General features: G+C 59.4%; 22 protein-coding genes and 2 pseudogenes. 9 read left to right on the forward strand and 15 right to left on the reverse strand.

The genetic code is table 11. The features are described 5' to 3' along the window. Positions 1–4: 4 nt before the first annotated feature. The 5 genes from PMI07_RS16290 to PMI07_RS16310 are packed head-to-tail and all read right to left on the reverse strand — an operon-like array spanning position 5 to position 5,349. The gene (locus PMI07_RS16290) at positions 5–772 is read right to left on the reverse strand and encodes an alpha/beta hydrolase (protein ID WP_007762971.1); all 768 of its coding nucleotides are present in this window, start codon (positions 770–772) and stop codon (positions 5–7) included. Beyond that, complete coding sequence (locus tag PMI07_RS16295) at positions 769–1,608, reverse strand: fumarylacetoacetate hydrolase family protein (RefSeq protein WP_007762968.1); 840 nt, start codon at positions 1,606–1,608, stop codon at positions 769–771. The genes PMI07_RS16290 and PMI07_RS16295 overlap by 4 nt, the downstream gene beginning before the upstream one ends. Next, the gene (locus tag PMI07_RS16300) at positions 1,605–2,894 is read right to left on the reverse strand and encodes a DUF3500 domain-containing protein (protein WP_007762966.1); all 1,290 of its coding nucleotides are present in this window, start codon (positions 2,892–2,894) and stop codon (positions 1,605–1,607) included. Before PMI07_RS16300 ends, PMI07_RS16295 begins: the two co-directional genes overlap by 4 nt. A 2-nt stretch (positions 2,895–2,896) precedes the next feature. Continuing rightward, positions 2,897–3,697, reverse strand: coding sequence for a cupin domain-containing protein (locus PMI07_RS16305; RefSeq protein ID WP_007762964.1), 801 nt, complete (start codon positions 3,695–3,697; stop codon positions 2,897–2,899). Further along, a complete protein-coding gene (locus PMI07_RS16310; RefSeq protein ID WP_245277174.1) occupies positions 3,697–5,349 on the reverse strand; it encodes a 4-hydroxyphenylacetate 3-hydroxylase N-terminal domain-containing protein in 1,653 nt (550 codons plus the stop codon). The genes PMI07_RS16305 and PMI07_RS16310 overlap by 1 nt, the downstream gene beginning before the upstream one ends. A gap of 77 nt (positions 5,350–5,426) precedes the next feature. Between PMI07_RS16310 and PMI07_RS16315 the strand changes: the two genes are divergently transcribed. Then, positions 5,427–7,133, forward strand: coding sequence for an acetolactate synthase catalytic subunit (locus tag PMI07_RS16315; RefSeq protein ID WP_007762959.1), 1,707 nt, complete (start codon positions 5,427–5,429; stop codon positions 7,131–7,133). A gap of 12 nt (positions 7,134–7,145) precedes the next feature. Next, a complete protein-coding gene (locus tag PMI07_RS16320; protein WP_007762957.1) occupies positions 7,146–8,624 on the forward strand; it encodes an NAD-dependent succinate-semialdehyde dehydrogenase in 1,479 nt (492 codons plus the stop codon). A 41-nt stretch (positions 8,625–8,665) separates the two neighbouring features. Here PMI07_RS16320 and PMI07_RS16325 read toward each other — a convergent pair whose 3' ends face one another. Beyond that, entirely contained in the window at positions 8,666–9,274 is a 609-nt protein-coding gene (locus PMI07_RS16325) for an NAD(P)H-binding protein (RefSeq protein ID WP_007762954.1), read from the reverse strand. A 238-nt stretch (positions 9,275–9,512) separates the two neighbouring features. On the opposite strand from PMI07_RS16325, the gene PMI07_RS16330 reads away from it, so the two are divergent. Next, positions 9,513–11,483 (forward strand): TRAP transporter large permease subunit, encoded by a 1,971-nt coding sequence (locus PMI07_RS16330; protein WP_007762952.1) that lies wholly within the window; start codon positions 9,513–9,515, stop codon positions 11,481–11,483. A 67-nt stretch (positions 11,484–11,550) separates the two neighbouring features. On the opposite strand, the gene PMI07_RS16335 is transcribed toward PMI07_RS16330, so the two are convergent. Beyond that, positions 11,551–12,321, reverse strand: coding sequence for a carboxymuconolactone decarboxylase family protein (locus tag PMI07_RS16335; RefSeq protein ID WP_007762947.1), 771 nt, complete (start codon positions 12,319–12,321; stop codon positions 11,551–11,553). 226 nt (positions 12,322–12,547) lie between these two features. Between PMI07_RS16335 and dctP the strand changes: the two genes are divergently transcribed. The 4 genes from dctP to PMI07_RS16355 all read left to right on the forward strand — a co-directional run bounded on the left by dctP (position 12,548) and on the right by PMI07_RS16355 (position 16,193). Beyond that, positions 12,548–13,570 carry a TRAP transporter substrate-binding protein DctP gene (gene dctP, locus PMI07_RS16340; protein ID WP_007762939.1) on the forward strand — a complete coding sequence of 341 codons (1,023 nt, stop codon included), beginning with the start codon at positions 12,548–12,550 and terminating at the stop codon, positions 13,568–13,570. 56 nt (positions 13,571–13,626) lie between these two features. Further along, positions 13,627–14,211 (forward strand): hypothetical protein, encoded by a 585-nt coding sequence (locus PMI07_RS16345; protein ID WP_007771308.1) that lies wholly within the window; start codon positions 13,627–13,629, stop codon positions 14,209–14,211. After that, positions 14,208–15,161, forward strand: coding sequence for an ABC transporter substrate-binding protein (locus PMI07_RS16350; protein ID WP_007771310.1), 954 nt, complete (start codon positions 14,208–14,210; stop codon positions 15,159–15,161). The genes PMI07_RS16345 and PMI07_RS16350 overlap by 4 nt, the downstream gene beginning before the upstream one ends. 126 nt (positions 15,162–15,287) lie before the next feature. After that, positions 15,288–16,193: an alpha/beta hydrolase gene (locus PMI07_RS16355; RefSeq protein WP_007771312.1), complete on the forward strand. Its 906-nt coding sequence runs from the start codon at positions 15,288–15,290 to the stop codon at positions 16,191–16,193. A 241-nt stretch (positions 16,194–16,434) separates the two neighbouring features. Here the strand turns inward: PMI07_RS16355 and PMI07_RS16360 are convergent, their stop codons facing one another. From PMI07_RS16360 to PMI07_RS35695, 3 genes and pseudogenes are all read right to left on the reverse strand, one after another. Further along, positions 16,435–17,046 (reverse strand): TetR/AcrR family transcriptional regulator, encoded by a 612-nt coding sequence (locus PMI07_RS16360; RefSeq protein ID WP_007771314.1) that lies wholly within the window; start codon positions 17,044–17,046, stop codon positions 16,435–16,437. Between the two features lie 608 nt (positions 17,047–17,654). After that, the gene (locus tag PMI07_RS16370) at positions 17,655–18,161 is read right to left on the reverse strand and encodes an RES family NAD+ phosphorylase (RefSeq protein WP_007771317.1); all 507 of its coding nucleotides are present in this window, start codon (positions 18,159–18,161) and stop codon (positions 17,655–17,657) included. A 110-nt stretch (positions 18,162–18,271) separates the two neighbouring features. After that, positions 18,272–18,577: pseudogene (locus PMI07_RS35695) on the reverse strand (XRE family transcriptional regulator); the annotation flags it as partial. Positions 18,578–18,595: 18 nt separating this feature from the next. On the opposite strand from PMI07_RS35695, the pseudogene PMI07_RS16380 reads away from it, so the two are divergent. Then, positions 18,596–19,087 (forward strand): annotated as a pseudogene (locus PMI07_RS16380) (recombinase family protein); the annotation flags it as partial. 86 nt (positions 19,088–19,173) lie between these two features. Here the strand turns inward: PMI07_RS16380 and PMI07_RS16385 are convergent. The 4 genes from PMI07_RS16385 to PMI07_RS16400 form a co-directional block, all read right to left on the reverse strand. Further along, a complete protein-coding gene (locus PMI07_RS16385) occupies positions 19,174–20,679 on the reverse strand; it encodes a tripartite tricarboxylate transporter permease (RefSeq protein WP_037087320.1) in 1,506 nt (501 codons plus the stop codon). Between the two features lie 13 nt (positions 20,680–20,692). Beyond that, entirely contained in the window at positions 20,693–21,160 is a 468-nt protein-coding gene (locus PMI07_RS16390) for a tripartite tricarboxylate transporter TctB family protein (protein ID WP_024163862.1), read from the reverse strand. A 39-nt stretch (positions 21,161–21,199) separates the two neighbouring features. Beyond that, complete coding sequence (locus PMI07_RS16395) at positions 21,200–22,276, reverse strand: tartrate dehydrogenase (RefSeq protein WP_007756661.1); 1,077 nt, start codon at positions 22,274–22,276, stop codon at positions 21,200–21,202. Between the two features lie 111 nt (positions 22,277–22,387). After that, positions 22,388–23,356 carry a tripartite tricarboxylate transporter substrate-binding protein gene (locus PMI07_RS16400; protein ID WP_007772331.1) on the reverse strand — a complete coding sequence of 323 codons (969 nt, stop codon included), beginning with the start codon at positions 23,354–23,356 and terminating at the stop codon, positions 22,388–22,390. A 150-nt stretch (positions 23,357–23,506) separates the two neighbouring features. Between PMI07_RS16400 and PMI07_RS16405 the strand changes: the two genes are divergently transcribed. Continuing rightward, complete coding sequence (locus PMI07_RS16405) at positions 23,507–24,250, forward strand: GntR family transcriptional regulator (protein WP_007772329.1); 744 nt, start codon at positions 23,507–23,509, stop codon at positions 24,248–24,250. On the opposite strand, the gene pyk is transcribed toward PMI07_RS16405, so the two are convergent. Continuing rightward, complete coding sequence (pyk, locus tag PMI07_RS16410; protein ID WP_007772327.1) at positions 24,236–25,684, reverse strand: pyruvate kinase; 1,449 nt, start codon at positions 25,682–25,684, stop codon at positions 24,236–24,238. The two genes, PMI07_RS16405 and pyk, sit on opposite strands and share 15 nt — an antisense overlap. Positions 25,685–25,691 lie beyond the last annotated feature (7 nt).

Consider the following 25,691-nt stretch of genomic DNA (forward strand, 5'->3'; position numbering starts at 1 on the left):
GCCTTCACGCCAGAAGGCCTGCCACAGCTTCCGGCGACTGAAGGGCCATGAAATGGCCCGTGTCCAGCACCTGAAACCTGCCCTTGAGGCAGCGTGAGACAAGTGTTTCAATCAGAGCCGGTGGACGGGCGATGTCGTGGATGCCTGCCACCAGCATCACCGGACAAGTAAGGCTGACGAGAACGGGAACGAGATCGATCGCCGCAAGCATCCGGTAAGTGGCCGCCAGATTCCCGGGCGAGGTTCCAAGCTGAGTCGAAAGGAAGATCTCGAAACCTTCGTTGCGAACAAAACGCGGCAGAGGCCATGCCTTGGGGATGGTATCGGTTTCAAGAAATGGGCGAACGCCCTGAGCGTCGAAGCGGTCAGCTTGGGTGAGCAAGCCCGCTCTTCGTTCCGGAGGCACGCCAGTTGCGGGCGCGAGTCCGGTCAGCTGAACCACTTTCGAACCTAGTGCCGCGGCCGCCGCGATGGCGATAGCGCCGCCAACGGCACCACCCGCAAGATGCATCTCGGAAATATCCAGGTGCTCGGTGAGATGCACCACATCGGCGACGAGCGCCTCCATGGTGAGCTCGGACGTCGGCTTTTCCGACAATCCGAAGCCCCTCAGGTCCAGTCGCAGGACAGCACGGTCAGCAGCAAGATGACGCAGGACCAGATCCCAGCTTTCCAGGGCTCCCCCCATTTCATGAAGAAGGACCAGCGGCACCCCCTTGCCCGGCCGCCAGTCATATCGAAGCCGGACGCCGTTGACCGTGGCGAAATTCATTCTGCGACCACCGGGTTTTCCAGTCTGCCGACACGATCGATCTCGACGATCACGTTCCCGCCCGGCTCGAGAAGGACCGGCGGCTTGCGCGTGAAACCCACGCCTCCAGGTGTTCCGGTGACGATCACATCGCCAGGCCGCAGCTCGGCAAAGCCCGAGCAATAGGCGATCAGCGTCGGGATATCGAAAATCAGGAAGTCCAGCTTTGAGCGCTGCATGATCTGCCCATCGACGATGGTGAGCAACTCCAGCTCTTCCAGAGGACCGGTTTCATCCAGCGTCACTAGATAAGGCCCGAATGGGCCTGACGTCGGAAAATTCTTGCCCGGCCCCCACTGTTCGCCCCGCGTCTGCCAATCGCGCATCGATACGTCATTGAAGCATGCAACACCCGCCACATGCTCCAGCGCGCGCTCCTTCGGAATATAGCGTCCGCCCATTCCGATGATGACAGCCAGTTCGCCTTCATAGTCCACGACCTCGGAATTGCCGGGCTTCACGATCGGCTGGCCATGTCCCGTCAGGGACGTTGCAAACCGCATGAAGAGAACGGGATGGCTAGGATAGGCCTTGCGGTGTTCCGGGCGGGTTTCGTCCCGATGATGCTGATAGTTCAACCCGGCGCAAAAGATCTGAGCCGGATCGGGAATAACCGGCGCGAACTCCACATCGGATAGCGGAACCGGCGTACGGGCGCGCAGCTCGGCGGCCGTTGCGGCAAGATCGCCGGCAAGCCGGGAACGGAGGGTTTCTCCGGCTGCGGCGAGGTGAATGGCCTCGCCTTCCACCAACCCGAAGGTCAGCGCTCCGCGATAGGTTACGGTCGCGAATTTCATCTGGACATGTCCTTCAATTGTTCTGCGAGATCCATCCCATAGTCGCCGCCTTCAGGGATGCGCGTGATGGTGTGGACGTGAAAACGGGCCGGTTCGGCATTGGTGAGAAATACGGCCTGGTGGCAATCGTATTCGGCGATGACCACCGGCGAATGGATACGGAAATAGAAAGGAGCCCAGTCGTCCCATCCGCCCATCCAGCAGAGCCACGTCTGGTCAACGCTGGTTTCGATTTCGGCCATCCGAGCAGCCTTCGGACCCGGAGGAAGAAGGAGGAAGAAGGTCTCCAGCAGCGTCAGCAGCCGGGCTTTATCCTCCGCACGAAAATCGCGGGCGCAGACGCCTTCCAGGGGGATGATGCGGTTGTCACGGAACGCGCCGGCGAGATGCAGACTGTCAGCCCAATGACGCCGTCCTTCGGGCAGGTCAGCATTCAGGATCGAACCCAGCGTCACTGCCAGACGCCGCAAATCGTCAGGCAGATTGCGCATCAGAACCAGCGCCGCCTGCTCGTTTTCGACGAAAGCATCGACACCGGCGGCATTCCCGCCATCCACGACGGTGGGTTCGGCGGCAAGAAACGTGGGCGACAGGACGTAAGTCTCACCCACAAGCCGGCAGCTGAGGCATAGATGATGACCGTAGAGCTGCCAGCCCCAATCCGCCTCGCCGGGCGTGCCGAAGAGGCCGAACGAATAGCAGAACTCGTTCAGATATTTCTCGCGGCCAATCAACTCGCCGGAAAAGCGGTTCACTTGCATTAGCTCGACGATATGCCGATACCCCTTCTCGGAAACCGACGCGCGCACCAGTTCCAGCGTCGCGGCGCGCTCGGCTTCGTTCATTTCTTCCAGACCGATACCGTCGCGCTCCCATTGCATGGGCATGTTGTGCCAACGGCGCCACTGCGGAGCGTCGATGGCAAACCGGACTTGCGAGGCGATTTCGGGACGCAGGATCCCGAGAATCCGGCGGCCGGCGCGATCCATGGCCTCGCGGGGGGCGCCGTTCGGCGGAAGCTCCCTGCGCAACGGACGCAGGGTGCCGTCGGTGGTGACGCCGCGGAACGGCTCCGCCATCAACTCACCCCAGAGGGCATGGATCAGGGTGATCGGGCTGTCCGGCGTGCTGACTTCGCGTGTACGCTCCCGCCGCGACGTGTTGAGAGCGGCCGGAACCTTCGGCGGCACGAAGGGACGGAAGTCGCGCGGATGCGACATCGCGCCGAACGCGGCCTTCATCTTCTCGTTGCTGAGGGGCGTCAGGGTTTTCTGGTGACCGGTCATGTCTATGCCTTCCGGCTCCTGGGTTCGTTGATGAAGGCCGGCTCGTTCGAATATTCGATCTGCACCTTGTAATCGAACTGCTCGCCCGCTTCCGGCTCGGGGACGAGAATGGCGAGGTGATATTCATCCTCGTCACCTTCGTTGAGATTGGTGTGGACGCATCCTTTGGGCAGCATCACGAGGTCGCCTTTGCCTGCCACGGCACGCTCATGGCCCACCTGGATCGTCAGTTCACCGCCGAAAACGTAATAGAACTGGTCGAAGTCGTGGAAATGCAGAGCAGGACCGCCTGTCTGCGGCGCCACTTTGGCCGCATAGATCCGGACATGCTGCGATCCCATTGCGCGGTGGGCCAGATGCTGAGACGCGAAGAGCCGGCCCATCGTGTAACCCTCGGGTGTCAATCGACGGATCAGCGCGGCACTGTCGGGAACCTCAGGTGCGTCGTCCTCCCAGTAATCCAGCAGGCGATCGGCCGGCGGACGCGGAACCATCAATTCGAAATGCGTTTCGTAATGTTCGGTCTCGTTCCAGTTGCAATGTGGCGTTCCCGCGGGAAAATGCACCATCGTCATCGGCCCGACCTTGTAGATGTCGCGCCCAATCTGCACCGTCGTTTCACCCGACAGGACGAAATAGAATTGATCGACGGTGTGGGTGTGCAGTCGTGGGCCTTTATGTCCCGGCGGGCAGCGGCTCAGCAGGCAATTGCAGCTGTCGACACCCCCCGTCGGTCCGTTCATGAAGAGCGACTTAAACGTTTCTGGAAACTGGGCTTCTGGATTGCGGACGATGTTGCGCATCATGCATTCCCGGCGTCCTTGAGATCTGAAACCGTCCAGCCGTTCAGATCGTACTCGCCCAGGCATTTGTCCACGAGACCCAGCATTTGGGAAGCGGTGCCATTCTGGAAGGAGCGAAGATATTGATCGACCCGCACCTGTTCCTGACTGCCTGCATAGTTCATCTCGTAGAGTTCATGCCGCGAGCCGAATTCGGATCCGACCGTATCCCAGAGAAGTTTCAGCAGCTTGCTGCGCGTTTCCGAATCGATGCCGTTTGAACCGCGAGCGTAGGCGTCAAGCATCGGACGGACCTCCGGATTGAGATAGTCCCGCGAAGAAGACGGAAGGTAGATCAGACCTGACGCGACATGCTTCAGGATGTTCTGACGGATCGAGGAATACATGTCGGCGGCGATTACCCGATAGGCGTGCCCGTGCACCATGCTCGGCTGCAGATAGCCATCTCCCCAAGGCTGCAGGTCGCGCGCAAGAGCTTCCATGATGGCCCAGATCGTATGGCGGGCGGCAATTGCCTCACCCACGGCAGCCTGGACACCGCGAAAATCCTTGGTCCCGCCGATTTCGACCGCTTTCATGAACAAGCCGCAGATGAAATCGAGCTTTACCGCCATCCGCGTACCCGCCTGCATCAGGCCGCGTGCAGCCTGCCCTGGAACCGCCATGAACGTGTTCGCCCGCTCCGCATCATACATGAGCACGTCTTCCCAGGGCACGAACACGTTGTCGAGCACGAGGATTGAATCGTTTTCGTCACAGCGCGACGAGATCGGCGCATCGAACGGCGTGGCGCTCTGAGCTGCCACCTGCTCGTAGGAACGGCGGCAATACAGTTTTACGCCCGGGGCCTTCACCGGAACGACAAAGACCGGCGAATATTTCTTATCGGTGACGGGTATGAAGTGATGGGCGATCAGGATCTTCTGGCTGAGCACCGTGCCCGTCGCGACAACCTTGGCGCCTGAGACAAAGATGCCCGCGTCGGTCTCCTTCTCCACCCGGACCATAATATCCTTTGCAGATTGCGGTGAGCTGCGGTCGATCGGTGGGTTGACGATCGCGTGGCCCCAGAATTCGACGTTCTCACGCAGGCCTTTTGCCATACGGCGGGCGTTGGATGCGTATTCACCAAAATGGTCGGAGGATATCCAGAACGAAGGCGCGAACGAGGCGCCAATGAAGTCGGGCGAACGGCCGAGCCAACCATAGCCGATGCGCGCCCATTCCGCGTAGGCTGCCTTCTGCTGCAAGCTCTGTTCGAGCGTGCGGGGAGCCTGGAAACCGGGATGCGTCCAGCCATTTCCGTGTTCCAGACGCACGCGGAGGATGGCAGCACGAGAGTCGTCATGAAGCGCATCATAAAGGCGTGCGATCATGCGCGCTGAATTGCGGAACGCTGGATGCGACACCACGTCCTCGACGCGTTCGCCATCCAGCCAGACTTCACGACCATCGGCGCGAATACTGTCGAGATACTCTGCGCCGGTGTAGGGGCGGGTTTCATCTGCGGCGGCAGGCCGCACGCTTGCGGCGATGGTGCTATTCATGGTGGATCCTCCGAACGCGGAAATGGGTCGTTGGCAAACTTCCCAGAATAGACACCGGAGGTCTTGGCTCAGAGTCGCCAGCTTCTGGCGGGGTGCAACCTGCAAATGGCGACTCTCAGGCAATCGCGTCCGGCCGCGGTGTGGCAGTTAGTGTCCCAGCACGAACCGCACGAGAGAGTCGCATGTCCTCATCATACGCCACAGTCGCCGATCGTATCGTCGCCGCGCTGAAGCGCCACGAGATCACCTGTTTCTTTGGTCAGAGCTTGCCATCGGCACTGGTCTTGGCCTGCGAAGCAGCCGGTATCAGGCAGATTGCGTATCGCCAGGAAAATTCCGGCGGCGCGATGGCCGATGCATTTGCCCGTGTTTCCGGCAGGATCGGAATGGTGGTTGCCCAGAACGGCCCGGCAGCGACGCTGCTTGTACCTCCCTTCGCCGAAGCCATGACGGCCGGCATTCCAATGATCGCCTTCGTTCAGGAGGTCGAAACTTCCACCGTCGACCGCAACGCGTTCCAAGAACTCGATCATTTCGCGCTCTTTCATGGCGTCACCAAATTCGTCCGCCGCATCGATGATCCCGCCCGCGTGGATGACTATATCGACCGGGCGATCACCGCAGCCACGACCGGCAAGCCGGGTCCGGTGGCGTTGCTCTTGCCTGCAGACGTGCTGCGTGGACCGGATCGGCCCCAGCCCTATCGGCGCGCCGCGCGCCTCGGCCATTGGCCGCTCGATCGGCCCGCCGCTTCAGCCGCCGCCGTTGCTGAGGCTGCTTCGCTGATTGCCGGGGCGCGGGCACCGGTGGTGATTGCCGGCGGCGGCGTACTCGCCTCGGGGGCATCCGACGTGCTGATGGAGCTGATTGAAACGGCTCATATTCCAGCCTTCACCACCAACATGGGAAAGGGCTCCATCAATGAACGTCACCCACTGGCCGGGGGTGTCCAGACCGCGTTGAACGGTCCGGCGTCTATTGCTCGTGCGACGCGCTCGATTCTCGACGAGGCCGATGTCGTGTTGCTGATTGGCACCCGCACCAATCAGAACGGTACCGATAATTGGAAGCTTTATCCCGCAGGCGCCAGATTCATTCACATCGATATCGACCCGATGGAAATCGGCCGGAACTACGAGGCGCTTCGTCTCCAGGGAGATGCCCGCGAGACGGTAACGTCGCTAGTCGCCGCACTGATAGGGCATGATCTATCGCTACGCCGAGCTGCTCGTCCCGTATTGGAACGGCGTCTTGTCGAAGCTTGGGGCGAGTTCGAAACCGCCCGTACACAATATTACGCCTCAAACGAAAGCCCCTTGCGTCCCGAGCGGGTGATGGCCGAGCTGCAGAGATTGCTGACGCCTGACACCATCGTTGTCGCGGATGCATCCTATTCGTCAATGTGGGTGGTCGGACAGTTGCGCAATGCGACGGCCGGTGCTCGCTTTCTGACGCCGCGAGGGCTGGCGGGCCTCGGCTGGGGAATGCCCATGGGACTTGGTGCCGCCATTGCACGCCCCGGCGCTCCGGTGGTGGCGTTTGTAGGAGACGGCGGCTTTGCCCATAACTGGGCAGAGCTGGAAACGGCGGTTCGCTGCGACGTCCCGCTGGTGACGGTCGTGCTGAACAACGGTGTCCTCGGTTTTCAAAAAGATGCGGAAACTGTCAAGTTCGGCAAATATACCACCGCTTGCCATTTCGCGGACGTGGACCATTCCTCGGTCGCAAGATCGGTCGGGATGGACGCAGTCCGTGTCGATCAGGCAGGCGATATAGCCCCTGCGTTGCGGAAAGCTCTGGCGTCAGGCCGCCCCTGGCTAATTGAAGTGATCACCTCGCCCGACGCTCATCCGGCGCTATCGCTGTTTGCCGGCACTCTTGATCGCTGAACGGAGGCAGAGATGGCCGAAGACCCGACCGATCTGTCGTTACGCTTACGCGATCCCGCGCTGCTGGAAATGCGCGCCTATGTTGGCGGCATGTGGCGTTGGGCGGCAGATGGCGCCTGCTTCAGCGTGAGCAATCCAGCCCGCGGTGACATTATCGCAGAGGTAGCCGACCTGTCCCGGCTCGAGGTGACAGAGGCGATCGAGTTGGCCCACGCTGCGCAAAAGGAATGGGCTACCCGTACCGGCAAGGAAAGGGCAGCGGTCCTTCGGATCTGGTTTGACCTTATGGTGGAACATGCCGATGACCTGGCCACGATCCTGACGGCCGAACAGGGCAAGCCGCTGGTCGAGGCGAAGGGTGAAGTCCTCTACGGTGCCTCGTATGTTGAATGGTTCGCCGAGGAAGCCAAGCGTCTTTACGGCGAGATCATTCCAGGTCATCAGCGCGACAAGCGGTTGATGGTGATCAGGCAACCGGTGGGCGTTGTGGCATCAATCACGCCGTGGAATTTCCCAAACGCTATGATTACCCGCAAGGCCGCCCCGGCGCTCGCTGCGGGTTGCGCCTTTGTTGCACGTCCCGCGACAGAGACCCCTCTCTCGGCGCTCGCGCTCGGCGTACTGGCCGACAGGGCGGGCATTCCTAAAGGCATCCTGTCGATCCTGCCGTCTCGGAAGGCATCAGAGGTAGGCAAGGAATTCTGCGAAAACCCCAAGGTTCGAAAGTTGACCTTTACGGGCTCGACGGAAGTGGGGCGTATCCTGCTCCGACAGGCTGCCGATCAGGTGCTGAAGGTATCAATGGAGCTTGGTGGTAACGCTCCTTTTATCGTCTTTGACGATGCAGATCTCGATGCTGCGGTCGAAGGAGCTCTCATCTCGAAGTTCCGCAATAACGGCCAGACATGTGTCTGCGCCAACCGCATTTATGTACAGGCGGGGGTCTATGACGCATTCGCCAGCAAGCTGACAGCGGCATTGGCGCGTCACACCATTGGCGATGGTTTGCATGTCGGCGTGATGCTTGGCCCTCTGATCACCCCCGAAGCAGTCGCAAAGGTCGAGGAGCATATTGCCGATGCTGTCGCCAAAGGCGGTCAGGTTCTGATCGGTGGGCGCAGGAGCGACTTGGGAGGGACTTTCTTCGAGCCGACTGTCATCACCGGCGCGACACGTGACATGACGTTTGCGCAGGAGGAGACCTTCGGGCCCCTTGCCCCGCTGTTTCGATTTGACACGGTGGACGAGGTAATCGAACTGGCGAACGAGACGATCTTCGGGCTTGCCTCCTATTTCTATGCCCGGGATTTAAGCCGGGTCTGGCGCGTAGTCGAGGCGCTGGAATACGGCATGGTTGGCATAAACACCGGATTGATCTCGACCGAGGTCGCGCCTTTCGGGGGCGTCAAGCAATCGGGTCTCGGACGCGAAGGCAGCCGCCACGGGATCGAGGAATTCACCGAGCTGAAATACATCTGCCTTAGCGTATGAGACGGCCACCTACGACCGGTCATCCACCCGCTATGGACGTTTCAGTAAGCGACGGTAAAACGGGTGAAGCGATGGCGAGGTTGTTCCAATTCATCGACCAGTGCAACGGCAAAATCCTGATATGAAATGCTACTGGTGCCATCCTCAGCAAAAATTGCCTCGTCACCGCCGAGACGGAATTTTCCGGTCTTCTCCCCTTCGAAAAAGCGGATACCGGGACAAAGCATGGTCCAGTCGAGCTCGCTCTCCCGCAGCCTTTCCAGCCAAACGCCTCCCATTCGCGAATTGATGTGCACGGGCTCGGGCATATTGCGTCGTTCGTAGACCAGACCTCCCTCGGGGTGACGAAGTGACCCTGCCCCACCGACGGATACATACCTCCGGACCTTGGCTGTCCGAAGTGCGGCAAGCATGTCATCCGGTGCGAAGTCCACAAATCGAACTGAACTTACGACGACATCGTGTCCCACCAGCTCCTTTGCCAGGGTGGCAGGATCGCCCACGTCTCCTTTGGCCTGCCGAAGTCGCGGTCGCGCCGCGAGATGCTCCGGGTTTCGAGACAATGCGGTCACGTCATGCCCCCGCTTCAAGAGCTCCGTCACCACTTGTGAACCAACGTTTCCGGTTCCACCGATTACTGCTACGCGCATGTTTACTCCCTTTTCCATCCCAGTCACGCTACATGAAGGTGTTTTTTGAGCTTGTCGGAGGAAGGAAGAATTCTGTACCGCCAGCAGACTTTTGTCCCATTACGACAAGTGACGGTTTACTGGCGGTCAAGACCGATCCGCCGACGGCGCTACAATGGAGTATTCTAGATTGCATGCGCCGCCGGGCACCGTTGTTCGATCACGGTGGGGGAGTGCGGAAAACAGGAGGACCCGAATTATGGAAGTCGGAAATATGGCGGCGGCACAATCATCGCCCCCCGCGGAGGCGACTGATGATGCTTTGATCAAAGGGCTGGAACGGCTGAATGCGATTCTAGCCGCTATCGCCGAGCGAGTTGCACTTCTCGCAGTCGCCTCCGTCCTGTTGATCGGTACTTTCAACATCGGTGATATCATCCTGCGTAATACCGTGGGCTTCACCTTCTATGGTCGGAATGAAATCAACGCACTTCTCGTCGCAGTGGCTGTTTCGACCTGCCTGCCCATCGGCCTTGCCAAGGGCGCAGTACTTTCGATCGACATTTTATCTCGAGTGCTGAGCCCCACGGCGCGCCATCAAGCCGCGGGCCTCGTGGGCTTGGTGGTTACCATGTTCTTTGCCCTTCTCGGGTATCGGATTGTCGCAGTCGCCCATACGATGGCGATCAACCACCAAACCACGGTGATGACCGAGTGGCCTAAGGCGCCTTTCTTCTACATCGTAGGTGCAGCCATCATCATCGCGGCGGCTATCCAATTCCTGATCGCGCTCGAGTCGCTTGCCCGCAGCCGCTCCAAGTGGACCCTGGTTTCGGGTCTCGTTACATCGCTGTTGCTGGCGGCCATTTTCTACATCGGCCTGGCTTTCGTGGGCTTGGTGCCAGGGAAGATCTTCATGGTGCTGGTTTCCAGTAACAGGATCATTTTTTCGGCGGTGGCCTTCGCGCTGATGTGGGTTGCGATTCTTGTCGGCGTACCACTTGGCGTCGCGATGGGGATGACCGGTCTTGCGGGCGCAGTGGGACTGATGGGTCTCGGCTCCACGATGAGCGTGCTGGGATCCGAGACGACAAGCTTTGTGACCCAGGACGCGCTGTCGGTTTTACCGCTGTTCTTGCTGATGGGGGCTTTCGCCAATGTTGCTGGGATAGGGGCTGACCTATACCGGCTCTGCAATGCGTTGATTGGTCATATCCGGGGCGGTCTGGCGCATGCCTCGATTCTGGCTTGCGCGGGTTTCGGTACACTGACGGGTTCCTCGGTCGCAACCCAGATGGCCATTGGCCGGATCGGCTTGGCTGAGATGCGCCAGCGCGGCTATTCCATCGAATTGGCGAGCGGTGCGATTGCGGCAGGCGGCACGCTTGGCCAGTTGCTTCCACCCTCTTCCGCCTTGATTCTTTATGGCGTGCTGACCGAGCAATCGATCGGCCGGCTATTTATCGGTGCACTTCTGCCGGGGATTGCAGCGACCCTGCTCTACATGGCAACTGTGGCAATCTGGCTGCTGATCTGGCCCCGTCACGCCGTCAAGGGCGACAAGCCGAAACTGCGCGAGGTGGTTGATGCCTCGAAGGGGGCCTGGTCCGTGCTTCTGCTCTTGGGGCTCATTCTGAGCGGCATCTACTTCGGTTTCTTTACTGAGCTGGAGGGCGGCTCGGTGGGAGCCATCGGCGCATTCTTGATTGCGGCCGCACGCGGCAAGATTAATCGGGCAACATTCTGGTGCACAATGGGAGAGACAACCTCTTCGCTGGCCATGATGTATCTGCTGATGTTCGGTACCATCATGCTTTCATTCTTCTTTGGAGTAGCGGGACTTCCGCAGTCCTTTGTGAGCTTTATGGGCAGCTTCGACCTCACACCGATGCAGGTTATTCTCTGCCTGATTGCCTGCTATCTGGTACTCGGCACCGCGATGGATTCGTTCGCGATGATGGTCATCACCATTCCGATCTTCGTGCCGATGGTCGAACATCTGGGCTACGATCCAATCTGGTGGGCGATCATGACGGTGATCTGCATGGAGGCTGGACAGATATCTCCGCCCTTCGGGCTCAATATGTTCGTTATATCTTCGCTCGCTCCCGACATCCCGATCACCAAGGTATTTAAGGGATGCTGGCCGTTCTTCGCGTCAACTATAGCCAAGATCATACTATTGTTGCTCGTGCCGGGTCTGGCGACGTGGTTGCCGTCCACGATGTAGCATTGGTGTAAAATGGAAAAGGCGTCGCGGCCAATCGCGACGCCTTTTTGATTCTTGCAACGTCTATTCAGGCTCGCTTGGCCAATTCTTCTTTCAAGATCGGCAAGGCCATCATATGGGTCTGGAAACCGAACATACCTATGATCTCAAGGACTTCCATTATCTCATCAAGGGTCGCGCCATAGCGGTCCATCGCCTGCTCAAGATGAAAATACGCACCACCGGCATCGCCATGGGTCGGAGACAAATCAATGGTGACGTAGATGAATTCCTTCATCTTTGGGGATAATGCCTTCGTCTGCCAAGGTACGCCCGAGTAGCTGGCATAAGCCGTCACGAAATCCGGGCCAAGCCAGCAATTGGCCTCCCATATGTCGCCCATGTAACCTCTTTTTGCGAGAAATGCCGCCTTCGCCTTTTCCATCCTTTCCTCAGCACCGTCGCGAAGATGGGTCTTGGCATTTTCCAGGCCGCCCAACTTCTTGAGCACAAGTTGCACACCCGGGATGAATCCATGGATACCCAACACTGAGGCCAGTTCCAGAACTTCGCAGATCTCTTCCTTTGAAGCGCCCCGATCCAGTGCGTCCGCGATGTGAAGCCGTGTTAGTCCCGCCTTGAGATGTGTTGGCGAAGCGGTCAGGGCAATCTGAATAAGCGCGCGATCTTTTAGCGACAGTGCACCCCGTGTATCAATGGCCTTAGATATCTCGACAATGCCATCGGCAATTGCAGGATCCAGCTCGGCAATCGCGGCAAACGACGCGTGAGGCTGGCCGTAGACACGTTCCAACGCATCTATCAGTTCGCCGGCATGGGAACTACTTTTCTCTGGCATCATGCTCCTCCTTTTGGTGTCACCACCAACCTAACATTTTGACCAGGGTGCCTTTGCCTAAGGGTGCACCAATTCTTGTTGATCTGAACGTTAGGGTGAACGAGCCCATTCTCATTGCACTCAGGTGCAAGACTTTTCCGATCCTTTGCATAAACTGTCGGACGGACTACGGTCGCGTGGAAGGAGCCACGCGGCACGGGGAGCTTCGGTCAAAGGAGGACGACCAATGAAATATCTCAAACTGTTAGCTACAGGCGTGCTTGCGATGGGCCTCTGCACCGCCGCCGTGGCCGATGAGCCTATTCATTTACGGATTGCCGTGGACAGCCCTAGTAGAGGGAATGTGTGCGTCGGCTATATGGACGTCTGGGCCAAAAAGATCGAGGCTGAGTCGCAGGGCCGTATTAAGACCGAGTTGGTCTGCGATGGGCTTCTGGGCAAAGTTGGAAATAGCATTGATCGCGTTGCCGCAGGCGTTGCGGACATCGCCTGGGACCTGCCACTCGCCTATGGCGCCCGTTTTGCTCCTCTGGGTGTGGTCGGAGTGCCGGGGCTTTATGATGATCCCGAGATCGCAGCGGGTGCGCTGTGGAATCTCTACGCTAACGGCAAGATACGCCTAGATGTGGGCAGTGGCATCAAGCTCCTCTGGGTGCAGGGCGTGCCAAATACCGCCTTTTATTTCGTGAAGGCACCATCATCGCTTACGTCTCTGGCCGGCCACAAGATAGCGATGGGATCGAAGCAGCGCGCAATGACTATCAGCGCGATGGGCGGAACGCCTATTCAGCTTGCGCCGCCGGAATACTATCAGGCGATCCAGAAAGGCGCTGCTGATGGTGTCCAGTCCACGACAGGTGCGATCGGATCCTACAAGCTCGAAGAGCTGCTTCATCATTACGTATACGGCCCGTTCGGCGGCGGTTTTACCATCATGGTCATGAACCAGGCAAAATATGACGCGCTTTCTGCCGACCTGAAGAAGATCATCGATGACAACTCGGGCTACGCCATGTCCCGCTGGTCAGCAGCTTTTTTGCGCGACTGGGAAGACAATTATCTGAAGACGAACATGCTGTCGAAGCCTGAGAACAAACAAGTCATCCTGACTCAAGAGCAGCTCAAGGCGTGGCAACCGGCCTTCGATGGGGTCGCCAAATCCTGGGCGGAAAGCGTTCCGGACGGCGCCAAGACCATTGAATTGTTCAAAGCCGAATATGCGGCGGAAGCCAAGAAGGCGGGCCGCTAACGGCTTGCCTCACGGGATGGTGCAGATGCGCCATCCCGAACTTCGCGGGAGAAACCATGCCAAGTTTGCGCCGTCTCGAACCAGACGAATTTCCTCCTGAGGTGCAGGATCTTGTGGCGCAGGTCCTCAAGGTTTCCGCCGACGGTGTTGGGGGTCCATTCAATCTGATGCTTCGGTCGCCCGAAATGGGGCGCCGGCTGATGGCGCTGCTGTCCTATTTCAACGACGAGACGCAAATCCTAGATCCGCAGGTAAGGCGCCTGGCGGTCCTCATGCTCGCTCGCCGTTCTTCCGTCCGTTATGCTTGGTGGACCCATCGTCGGCGCGCACTGTCGGCGAGACAGTTTACAGCTGCTCAGATCGATTCCCTGAATCAAGGAGCGCGTCCCGGGGGTCTCGATCCCAAGCTGAAGGCCACCTTCGATTTCGTGCTCTCGCTCATGACGGGCGGGCCATCCGATGCCGCGACCTCCGATGCGCTGCGCCAATTGGGCGAAGTGCAACTCGTTGAGCTGGTGGCCCTGTGCGGCACCTACACGACAGTGGCCTATCTCCTGAAAACCGGAGACGTTGATCTTCCCGAAGGTGAGAGCGACACGTTGCTGCCTCTGGCCGCTCCCTTCTCTGAGTTGCTTTCGTGACCGAATACGATGACCTCTTGGAGGCTGCGCGAATCGAGGGCCAGGTCGTCTGGTACACAGGATTGCTTTATGAGGAGGTCGCTCAACCGATGTGCCGAGCGTTCGAGCGGCGATATCCAGGCATTCATGCGATCTGCGACCGAAGCTGGCCGATCGATGCCGTTGGCAAGGTGATCGCTGAACGCGCGCGGGGAGAGGCCCGTTGTGACGTATTCGATGGCGTGGGCTCACCAACCTTGGCGGATGCCGAAGGACTTGACCAAGCATGCAACCTCCCCGAATTCGCAGCGATAGCCTCAGAGCGTCTCGACTCGTCCGGCCGCTGGGCGGCGCAGATCCTGTATCATGCCACCCATGCCTGGAATGCGGATATCATACCTCCCGAAGACGCGCCGAGAACACTTGAGGCCTTGTTGGACCCGCGGTGGAAAGGTCAAATGTGCTGGTCCCGTAGAACCCTGTCCGGTCGGCCGGGTTTCGTTGCGTTGGCACTCCTGCATTTCGGTGAACCGGATGGAATGGCCTACCTCCGCCACCTCGCGGCGCAAGAGGTCGCGCCGCTGGAGGGCCTCGGCCGGGATACCATGCAAACCCTGGGCCGAAGCGAATATGCAGTGGCACTGCAGATCTTCGCACATCACGCGATGATCGAGCGCGAGGCCGGCGGCAATATAGGATGGGCGGTTGAAAGCCCGGTTCTGACATTTCCGAACCCGATCAGCGTGTGCCGGACGGCTCCCCACTCGGCCGCGGCGCGGCTCTTCGTGAACTTCGTGCTGTCCGCCGAAGGGCAGGAAGTCATTCGGCAAGGGCGTCACCTGCCATCTCGGACGGATGTTATTCCACTCGACCCCGATCTGACCAAAGTCCGTGGCTATTTCCTTTCGCCGCATGTGGTCGCCCACAGTCTACCGGAATGGGAAAGGATTGGACTGGAGCTTTTCGAATAGGCTGGCGTCCCGGATCAGGCTTTTCCCTGAGCACGAGACCCGCAGTCCAAAGATAACAGTTTCTCAGCGCAGAAGATATTCGCTAGCCAGCCTAAGATCGGTGTGATCGAACTAGGAGATTCGAAAATGCTGACTTTGATATCGAGACGTTTCGCCTTAGTTGCCACGGTTGCCGCAATGACATCTTTGCTTTTAACCCCATCTCCCATACGTGCGGGCCAACTGGATTTCGCCGTGGTCAGAGTGCCTGAACAGGTTCCGGCCAAATCAGGCACGATCGATATGGATGGATTCAAGCTCGCCTATTGGGATACGGGGGGTGAAGGTAGACCCGTCGTGCTTCTGCATCCGGCGTCGGTGGGGCATGACGCATGGGTATATCAGCAGCCTGCGTTATCGAAAGCCGGCTTCCGCGTTATTGCTTTCGCCCGTCGCGGATATAAAGGGTCGGATGCCGGGCCAGAGGATCATGGCTCTGCCTCTGGAGACCTTCGCACTCTCGTCCAGGCTCTCAATCTGGGTAAGGTACATCTCATTGGAGTTGCGGCTGGCGGAATCTATGCGGCCGATTATGCCATCACTTATCCGGACGCAGTTGCGAGCCTCGTCATCGCCAACAGCCTGGTGACTATCGGCGACGCGGCCTACATGGCGGCAAGCGCTGCTCTCCGGCCCAAGGGATTCGAGGAGATGCCGGCCGATTTCAAGGAGCTCGGACCGACCTATAGATCCGGCAATCCGGAGGGTACGGCTCGATGGCTTGAGATCAACAGGAATGCTGTCCACACCCGCTTCCGCCAGGATCCTCAGTCGAAGATGACGTTGGACAATCTTGCAACGATATCCGTACCGACCCTGATGCTGACGGGCACCGCAGATCTTTACACGCCGCCGCCAATGCTGAAGAAGATGGCCGACAAGATCAAGAATGTGTCAGCAACGATCGTCGACGGAGCCGGCCACGCGGCTTTCTGGGAACAGCCTGATGCCTTCAATGCCGCGGTGATCGAATTTCTTAAGAAATCGAATTGAGCACTTATTAATCTGTACGGGGCGGTGCAATGGTCTTGAGAGGAGACGAACTGTCGACCCGCTATTTTGCGGGCCCAACCGCCTAAGAATATAATAATAATTTCCTCCGTCACTCGTCTCGGCGTCGGATGGGGAACATATCTTCGCCGTGGTGGTGTAGAGGGGTATCAAGTAGCGGGCATAGCCAACTTACCTTTAGGGGCTCGTCAAAATACTTGATCGCTGCCGGAACGACAAAGCGCTACTTCGATGAGAAAGCCGCGATTGTCGCCTCGCACGACTCCCTGAACCGTCGGCTCGATCCTTCAGGCCCACTTGTCTGGACGCTGACGCGAGCGCCTTCAAGCAGAAGGGATAACGTGTCCGCCAGCAGCTGTGGGTCCGACGAACCTGCTGCCTCGCACACCGCCGCGAGTCGGTCGCGCTGGGCGTTCTTGAATTCCTGAACAACTGCGTGGGCTGGATGATCGCTGTCACGCAGCTCGACCGCAGCGTTCGCCAGATCACAACCGCCGGGTTCCTGCTCCAGACGCTCCACCTGGAATTCGACCCATCGCTTCAATTGCGCGGCAGCGTCTTCTGAGAAATCTCTCTCCAGCTCGTCCCAGAGGGCCCCCGCCCGTTGCGTCACCTGGCGCAGAGTCGCACAAAGAAGCTCGTCCTTTGAACCGAATTTTCGGTAGAGCGTCATCTTGTTCGTCTGCGCCGCCTCCGCAATGGCTTCGACGCCGATCCCTCGAATTCCGTGTTTCCGAAAAAGGTCCGCCGCTGAAGACACGATGCGCTCACGGGGAGGAATGGCCGCCGGTGAAGAAAGATCGGCGGCTTTATCTGGAAATTCCGAACTTGACATGGGTGTGACCGGTCGGTAACGTTCATCTGTTACTTACCGGTAACACCCCTCAGTCGCTCGGTCAAGGATCATGAGAGGATTGGAAATGGCACGGCATGACGATCTGACGCTCAACGAAATTCTCTCTGACCCGATGATCCTATTATTGGCTCGCGCGGACGGATGGTCGACGGCCGAGTTTCGAGACGAGATGATCTGGGCATCACAAGAGCTGAAGCGAGGGCTTGGCGGCCCCGCTGCCCCGGGAGCCCAAGGATCGACGCGAAACGGCCGTCCCCTTGAAGCAGCGTGCTGCGTCATTTAGGGGTCATAACAAGATTAGTAGGAATCCTACATTCAGCTGAAGATGTGAACCGCAGGATCGATATTCAGTCCTACACTGGACGTTAAATTGCATTTCGCCCTAAAACTTCATATTCAGCGCCGGCGGCAAACTACGAATAAGACTGACGGATTCGGCTAAACGTACGATTTCGCACTAATCTTGTTCTGCCCCCAATTTGTCTTTTACCGACAAAGACACGCTCAAAAATGAGGCCTTCGGTGCCTGACGAGCATAGACTCATCAACCGGGCCGGGATGACGAGCAGCACTCAAACCGGCGATGTTCAAGGGAAATCGACCAGACCCACCCGTAGGTCATTGATGACCGTGGCGAGCCCTGGTGCGCCTATCAGCAGCACGACCCGGACCGGCGCCAGCTTGGGGACGGCACGCCCAAAGACAGCGACATTCGTGTGGCCGTTCAGGCGAGATGGATAGATGTTGCCGTCGGGAAGCGACTGATGCTCGCGGAATGCCAGCGCCCAGGAACGCGCCGGGCCCTGACGCGATGATTTCGCTACGTCAGTTGGAACCCCCATCCTGATGGCGTGATCGTCGCGCAGGTCAACAAGGCGGAGCTCTGCGACCGTCTCGACCTCAGCATAGCGCCGCGCATAGATCTCTCTTTCCTCAATCGGAAGATCGCCGATAAGACCGTCGCGGCGATCACGCAGAACCGCCTCAAGGAAGCAGACCTTGAGTGTTTCACCCAGATAAAGAACGCCGAAACGCTTCGTTGCATCATGTCGGCGCGGGTCGCTGAAACGGCTCGCAGTCTTTCCAAATCCCAACGGATCCGGAAAGGCGCTTGCGTAGATCCGGCCAAAGCGACGCCTGAAGGAATCGTTTCGATATCGAGCGGCTGACGCTCGAAACCGGCAGGCGGTTTGATACCCGCCATCTAGCGGAAGTCACCGTGGGCAATGCCCTCAGCTGCGGCAATCACGTCGGTATCCTGGCGCCGCTTCAGGGCGTCGAGCCTGGTACGACCTTCAAGAGCGCCGTGGGGCAAAACAAGAAAGCGGTAAACGGCCCAGGCACCCGCCAGGATCTCGTGCAATTTTGGAAGCGCCGTATAGGGCCGACCGTCCTGATCGAGCTGCCAGGCCGGAAAACGGAACCCTCGCTTGGCGCCATCCAGGCCGAGCACCTGGCCGTTTTGACGCTTTGGATTGACCGTGACCCGCGAAACGCCAAGAAGATCTGAAAGGCGTCGGCGCTCAGCATGTTCGAGGATAAGGCATCTGGCGTGAAGACTGACCGGCCCGGATTGGCCGAGGCGATCCGCTACGTTCGCGACGGCGATACGCTCACACTCTGGAAGCTCGACCGCCTCGGCCGGTCGATGAAGCACCTCATCGAGATCATCACCGAACTGGAGGCCAAAGGCGTCGGCTTCCGATCCATCACCGAAAACATCGACACCACGACATCCGGCGGTCACCTGGTATTCCACCTGTTCGGCGCGCTGGCACAGTTCGAGCGCGATCTGATCCGGGAACGAACACGTGCCGGTCTGCAAGCCGCAGAGGAACGCGGCCGACGCGGTGGCCGACAAGTCGTCGTAACCCCGGAGAAACTTGCCAAAGCCCGCCAGCATCTGGCGGCCGGTTTGAACGTCCGGGAAGCCGCCGCCCGCGTGAAAATCGGGAAAACCGCCCTCTACGAAGCTCTCAGGGCCGAAAAAGCAACGACATCCACGGGTAAACCAACTTGAGTTCCGGATACGTTCTTAAAAGTCGGACAGATTCGCCACTTTCGTGTCGTGACGCCTATAGTCAGGCTTCCCTAGCCTTGTTGCTTTCAGTCATCCTCCACAAATACTTGGTCGCGCTTTGAACGTATCGAGGGCAAAAGGGCGAGGACGACACAGAGCAGACCCACACAAAGCAGTGAGGCGGCAATCGGGTTTGTGACGAATACCGTCGCGTCACCACGAGAGATGATCATCGCCCGCCGGAGATGTTCCTCAAGCAGGGGCCCCAGAACGAAGCCCAGCAGAAGGGGGGCTGGTTCGCAGCCCACCCGGATCAGGACATAGCCGAGTATGCCCGAGACGATGATCGCATAGACGTCAAAGGGGTTGTTGTTGATGGAATAACACCCGATGGAGGCAAAAATGACGATGGCTGGAAACAGCATTCGGTAGGGTATGCTCAGCATCTTCACCCAAAGGCCGATCAGCGGCAGGTTGAGGATCACCAGCAACAGGTTGCCGATCCACATCGATGCGATGATGCCCCAGAACAGCGCCGGCTGGCTGGTAATGACGTCCGGCCCCGGCGTGATCCCCTGTAGGATGAAGGCGCCGACGATGAGGGCCATGACCGGATGCGCCGGGATCCCGAGGGTAAGCAACGGAATGAAGGATGTCTGGGCCGCGGCGTTGTTGGCGCTCTCGGGTCCTGCCACGCCCTCGATCGCGCCATGGCCAAACTCTGACGGATTTTTCGACAGGTTCTTCTCGACCGAATAGCTGGCAAAGGATGCCAGTACGTGGCCGCCGCCGGGCAATACGCCAAGAAGCGAGCCAAGCGCCGTTCCCCGCAGGACAGGGCCGATAACCCGCCGGAAATCCTCCCTCGTCAGCCAAAGGTGCGTGACGTGCTTCACGCCGACTTCGCGCGTGTGCTCGTTCTGAAGATTGCGGAAGATCTCGGAGACCCCGAAGATACCAACGGCAATCGAGACGAAGTTGATCCCTTGCGACAACTCCAGGCGGCCGAACGTGAAGCGCTCCTCGCCAGTATAGATGTCCTGTCCCACCGTCCCCAGCAGCAAGCCGATAACGATCATGCCCAGCGCCTTGAGAACGGAGCCGTGGGCAAGCGAGATCGAAACGAGCAGCCCGAGAACGATCAGGGCAAAATATTCCGGGGCACCGAATTCAAGCGCGATGGAGGCTAGCGGCGGAGCGGCTATCGCCAGCAAAAGGGTTGCGACGCAGCCTGCGAAGAATGATCCGAGCGCCGCGGTTGCCAATGCCTGGCCGGCACGCCCCTTCCGGGCCATCTGATAGCCATCAATCGCGGTCACGGCAGACGAACTCTCCCCCGGCAGATTAATGAGGATGGCTGTTGTGGACCCGCCGTATTGGGCGCCGTAGTAGATGCCCGACAGCATGATGAGCGAGGTTACTGGGGAGAATGTAAAAGTGATCGGCAGAAGCATCGCGATCGTCGCCGTCGGCCCGATGCCGGGCAACACGCCAACGAGCGTGCCCAGCAGCACGCCAACGAAACACCAGACGATGTTTATCGGCGTGAGAGCCGTTTCGAAGCCAAGGGCAAGATTCGAGATCAGATCCATCATGGCGAGCACCTCATAGTCCGAAAACCGGTCCGAAAGTCGGAATGGCAACTGCCAGCCCGACCTTGAAGACCAGATAGCAAAGAGTGGCGATGACGGCGGCCATCATAGCCGCCGATACCAGCGAATTTCGGCGGGACGCGAGTGCCGTCATGAACGTGCAAAACAGGACGACGGGTACGAGCCCAAGATCGCGCGCTCCGGCTGCAAAGATGGCAAGTGCGAGACAGATGAGGACGAGTCCGCGCCAGGGGACGGAACCATCGGTCGGCTCCGGCTCACTGCGCAAACCATCAAGGCCGATGACGACGCCCAGTGCACCCAGTACGAAAGCAAGAACCACCGGTAAAAAGCCTGGTCCCATCTGTGTCGCGGTCCCGAACTCGTACCGTAGACCCTGCACAGCGAAACAGGCCGCGATGGCGATGAATATGCCACCGGCGATCAGGTTTTTCCGGGTGTTCTTTTCGAGTGTAGCCATGGTCTCCTCCCCTCTGGCCTCCTCTGACGGTGTTCCCGTTCAGATGATATTCGACCCTGTGATGGCGTCGCAGACGGCATCGGTGACCTGCTTCGTGTTGGCGGTGCCGCCGACGTCCGGCGTTAGGATGCCTGCTTCGGTGACACGCTCGACGGCGCTCATCAGCCGCGCAGCGGCCTCGCGTTCACCGAGATGCTCGAGCATCTGCGCGGCCGTCCAGAAGGTCGCGATCGGATTGGCAATGCCCTTGCCCGTGATATCGAAGGCGGACCCGTGGATCGGCTCGAACATCGACGGGAAACGGCGCTCCGGGTCGATGTTGGCGGTCGGCGCGACCCCGAGCGAGCCGGCAAGCGCACCGGCCAGATCCGACAGGATGTCGGCATGCAGGTTGGTCGCCACGATCGTGTCGAGCGTCTCCGGCTTCAGCGTCATGCGCACCGTCATCGCATCGACCAGCATCTTGTCCCAGGTGACGTCCGGGAATTCCTTCGACACTTCGGCCGCGATCTCGTCCCACATGACCATGCCATGACGCTGGGCGTTCGACTTGGTGACGACGGTCAGCAGCTTGCGCGGACGCGCCTGGGCCAGCTTGAAGGCATAGCGCATGATGCGGGTGACCCCGACGCGGGTGAAGATCGCCACTTCCGTGCCGACCTCTTCCGGAAGGCCGCGATGGGCGCGGCCGCCATGGCCGGAATATTCGCCTTCGGAGTTCTCCCGCACGATCACCCAGTCGAGGTCGCCCGGACCGCAATTGCGCAAGGGCGGCGTGATGCCGGGCAGGATCTTCGTCGGGCGCACATTGGCGTACTGGTCGAACCCCTGGCAGATCGGCAGGCGCAGGCCCCACAGCGTGATGTGGTCGGGAACGTCCGGAGCGCCGACCGCACCGAAAAAGATCGCGTCGAACTTCTTCAGCTTCTCCAGCCCATCGGCCGGCATCATCACGCCATGCTTCTTATAATAGTCCGAACCCCAGTCGAAGGTCTCGGAGTGGATTTTGAAGTCGCCGCTGCGCTGTTCCAGCGCCTCCAGAACCTGAAGTCCGGCGGCAATCACTTCCGGGCCGATCCCATCCGCGGGGATCGCTGCAATCTTGTATTCACGCATGGGAAGTTCGCTCCGATTCGAGGATATCGCGCTCCGTATCAAGCGCCGGGTTCATGGCTCGTTGCCATGACGAGTGACGGGTCGGCGGCGCAGCCGCCGACCCGACTGAGCTTACTTGCCGCTCTCGCTGATCAGCTTCGTCAGTCGCTCGACTTCAGACGCGAACTTCTGGTCAAGTGCTGCCGGTGTCGCCAGATCTTCCGAAACCGGCGCGGTTCCGAGGCTTGCAAAACGCTCGATCACAACCGGATCCTTGAGTGCGGCGCGGAGCGCTTCTGCAAGCTTGTTGCGGATGGCTTCAGGCGTTTCCTTGGGCGCCCACAGCGCATGCCAGGCGCTGAGTTCGAACCCTTGCAGGCCGCTCTCCGCGACGGTCGGAAGATCCGGCAGCACGCCGATCCGCGCCTTCGTCGTGATGCCATAGGGATGAACCTCGCCGGCCTTGATCTGGGTCATGGTATTGGTCGTCTGGTCGCAGGCGAGATCGATGCGGCCGCCGATGAGATCGGTCATCGCAGGGCCCATGCCCTTGTAAGGCACCAGCGTGATCTTGGTGTCGAGGGCATCCTGCAACAACCTGCCGCAGAGATCGGAAACAGCACCCGTGCCGGCGGTACCGAAGGTGACGGCAGGCCCGTTCGCCTTCACATGGGAAACGAGATCGGTGAACGTCTTCGGCTCGAAATCCTTCCTGCCGACGACCGTCATCGGAACTTCGGTAATCAGCCCGACGCTGGAGAAGTCTTCGATCGGCTTGTAGGTCAGGTTCGGGTAGAGCGCGGCAAAGGTTGCTACGCCGATATGATAGAGCAGCAGCCGATAGCCATCGGGGTCCGCCTGCGCCACTGTCGCGGCACCAAGGGAGCCGCCCGCACCGCCCATGTTTTCGATCAGCACCTGCTTACCCAGTGTCTTGGACATCGACTGGGCCACCAGGCGCGCCACAGTATCACTCGGCCCACCGGCTGCGGCGGGCACCACGATTGTAATGGGCCGATCAGGATAGTTCTCCTGCGCCAGCGCCAGATGGCTGGACATGGCAAACAGGACACCCGTGAGGGACAACTGTACCTTTTTCATCGCGCTTTCCTCCCTGAGATCGCGAAGGATGCCTCCACATCCTTTTCCATGCCATCTTGCATGCAAGCTTACATTCATTGATGCACGCCCGTTTGTCAAGTGCCTTCAGAGTCGCTATAACAACGGCACGGAAACAACGTCGGGCAGTTCATGATCAAGACGATCGACATTCCCGGAGCCGCACCGCGCGATCCGGTCGCAGAACAGAATTCAGCAAACGCCGACAGCAACGGTTCTGGTCGGGTTTCGGCCGCCTATCTCGCCATTAAGGAGGCGATACGCTCCAACGCATTTCCGCCCGGATACCAGGCCGCGGAAATTGAAATTGCGCGTCAGCTCGGCATGAGCCGGACGCCGGTGCACGAAGCCATGGCCCGCCTGCAGGAAGACGGGCTGGTCCGGATTCTTCCCAAGAAGGGCATCATCATCTGTGCCCTGTCTCCCGCGGATATCGAGGAAATTTACGAAGTCATTACCGCGCTGGAGGGGGCAGCGGCGGCACGACTTGCCCGGCTCCCGATGGAAGAGCGCGGGCCTGTCATCCAACTCCTGAAGGCCGCCACCACGGGGATGGTGGATGCACTGGCTGACAACGACCTTCCACGATGGGCCGTCGCGGACGAGGATTTTCATCACACCCTCGTAACGGAGAGCGGGAACAGCCGCCTCATGCGGATGGCCGGCACTGTCGCCGATCAGTTGCATCGCGCCCGCATGTTCACCCTCAACCTACGCCCCTTACCGCTGCACTCGGCCGGCGAGCATGCGGAAATCATAGATGCAATCGAGCGAGGTGATGCCGATGCGGCAAGCCGCTCGGCACGGCTGCACCGCAAACATGCCCATGATGCGCTGATCCCCCTTATCGCTCGATACAATCTACGCAATCTCTAGATTCTCGGTTGCGGCAATCTGCACAACACGGAGATTGTTGGTGCTGCCCCGTTGCGCAAACGGAAATCCAGCCACGATGACGATGTGGTCGGACGGGTATGCCAGCTTGGTAGCCAATGCCGCCTGCTGCGCATGAAGCAATGAGGCTTCATAGGTGTGGACATCGTGTGATCGCACACCGACCACGCCCCAGTACAGGTTGAGTCGGCGCGCAACCTGTTCGGACGGAGTGAGGGCAAGAATGGGTAAGGCCGGCCTCGCACGCGAAATCCTGGCCGCGGTTGTTCCGCTCGATGTGTAGGCAACCACAACCGGCGAGCCCAGGGCCACGGCAACGTTGGCGGCCGCGGTGGCAACCGCGTGCGGCGGTGAGTGAGCGACATCGGGCTCCGTTGCCTCAAGGATTGGCCGGTAGTGCTTGTGCTTCTCCGTCTTCTCGATGATCCGGTTCATCATTTCGACCGCCTCCACCGGATAGGCGCCTGTTGCGGACTCAGCGGAAAGCATGACGGCATCTGCCCCATCATAGATGGCACCGGCAACGTCCGAGGCCTCAGCACGCGTCGGCGTTGGCGAACTCACCATGGAGTCGAGCATCTGTGTGGCGACGATCACAGGCTTGGCAGCGACCCGGCATGCACGGATGATTTCCTTCTGCTTGCCCGGAACGTCCTCCGGCGGGATCTCGACGCCGAGATCACCTCTGGCAACCATGACGCCGTCCGAAAGCCTGACGATATCCTCGATGTCATCAAGGGCAGACGGCTTCTCGATCTTGGCAATAAGGCCAGCCCTGTCCCCAACGAGGGATCGGGCTTCGATCATGTCGCGTGCCCGCTGAACGAAAGAGAGTGCGACCCAGTCGACGCCAAGCTCGAGGCCGAATTCCAGGTCCTCACGATCCTTCGCCGTGAGCGGAGAGATGTCGAGCACCGCGCCGGGCACGTTGACCCCCTTGCGGTTAGACAGGGTTCCTCCATTGAGGACCTCGCAAACAAGCCGCCCGTCCATCACTTCCATGATTCGGACCTTTACTCTGCCGTCATCGATCAGGAGGTCCATCCCGGGCACCGCCACCTCGAAAATCTCCCGATGAGGTAGCGGAATGTCGTTCATTCCTTCGCCACCCTCCTGGCCGAAGACAAATCCAATTGTGGATCCGCGCGCCAGATCAAGCCTGCCATGCGCCAGCACTCCGATTCTGATCTTTGGACCCTGAAGATCCTGCAGGACGGCAATGGCTGCATCCTGTTCTTGCTCAAAAACCCTGATACTACGGTAAATCTCGGCGTGATCGGCCCGGGTGCCATGACTGAAGTTCAGGCGGAACGTGTCGACGCCGGCGAGAAATAGCGACCGAAGCATGTCGGGCGAATTTGAAGCCGGACCTACCGTCGCGACGATCTTCGACCGCCGGTTGTTGCGGATGAACATGTGCAAA

The organism is Rhizobium sp. CF080 (genome assembly GCF_000282095.2).
GTDB lineage: Bacteria > Pseudomonadota > Alphaproteobacteria > Rhizobiales > Rhizobiaceae > Neorhizobium.

Coding starts and splice junctions, on each gene's coding strand:
- PMI07_RS16290 (WP_007762971.1), bottom strand. CDS start 772: ATGAATTTCGCCACGGTCAACGGCGTCCGGCTTCGATATGACTGGCGG.
- PMI07_RS16295 (WP_007762968.1), bottom strand. CDS start 1,608: ATGAAATTCGCGACCGTAACCTATCGCGGAGCGCTGACCTTCGGGTTG.
- PMI07_RS16300 (WP_007762966.1), bottom strand. CDS start 2,894: ATGACCGGTCACCAGAAAACCCTGACGCCCCTCAGCAACGAGAAGATG.
- PMI07_RS16305 (WP_007762964.1), bottom strand. CDS start 3,697: ATGCGCAACATCGTCCGCAATCCAGAAGCCCAGTTTCCAGAAACGTTT.
- PMI07_RS16315 (WP_007762959.1), top strand. CDS start 5,427: ATGTCCTCATCATACGCCACAGTCGCCGATCGTATCGTCGCCGCGCTG.
- PMI07_RS16320 (WP_007762957.1), top strand. CDS start 7,146: ATGGCCGAAGACCCGACCGATCTGTCGTTACGCTTACGCGATCCCGCG.
- PMI07_RS16325 (WP_007762954.1), bottom strand. CDS start 9,274: ATGCGCGTAGCAGTAATCGGTGGAACCGGAAACGTTGGTTCACAAGTG.
- PMI07_RS16330 (WP_007762952.1), top strand. CDS start 9,513: ATGGAAGTCGGAAATATGGCGGCGGCACAATCATCGCCCCCCGCGGAG.
- PMI07_RS16335 (WP_007762947.1), bottom strand. CDS start 12,321: ATGCCAGAGAAAAGTAGTTCCCATGCCGGCGAACTGATAGATGCGTTG.
- dctP (WP_007762939.1), top strand. CDS start 12,548: ATGAAATATCTCAAACTGTTAGCTACAGGCGTGCTTGCGATGGGCCTC.
- PMI07_RS16345 (WP_007771308.1), top strand. CDS start 13,627: ATGCCAAGTTTGCGCCGTCTCGAACCAGACGAATTTCCTCCTGAGGTG.
- PMI07_RS16355 (WP_007771312.1), top strand. CDS start 15,288: ATGCTGACTTTGATATCGAGACGTTTCGCCTTAGTTGCCACGGTTGCC.
- PMI07_RS16360 (WP_007771314.1), bottom strand. CDS start 17,046: ATGTCAAGTTCGGAATTTCCAGATAAAGCCGCCGATCTTTCTTCACCG.
- PMI07_RS16385 (WP_037087320.1), bottom strand. CDS start 20,679: ATGGATCTGATCTCGAATCTTGCCCTTGGCTTCGAAACGGCTCTCACG.
- PMI07_RS16390 (WP_024163862.1), bottom strand. CDS start 21,160: ATGGCTACACTCGAAAAGAACACCCGGAAAAACCTGATCGCCGGTGGC.
- PMI07_RS16395 (WP_007756661.1), bottom strand. CDS start 22,276: ATGCGTGAATACAAGATTGCAGCGATCCCCGCGGATGGGATCGGCCCG.
- PMI07_RS16400 (WP_007772331.1), bottom strand. CDS start 23,356: ATGAAAAAGGTACAGTTGTCCCTCACGGGTGTCCTGTTTGCCATGTCC.
- PMI07_RS16405 (WP_007772329.1), top strand. CDS start 23,507: ATGATCAAGACGATCGACATTCCCGGAGCCGCACCGCGCGATCCGGTC.
- pyk (WP_007772327.1), bottom strand. CDS start 25,684: ATGTTCATCCGCAACAACCGGCGGTCGAAGATCGTCGCGACGGTAGGT.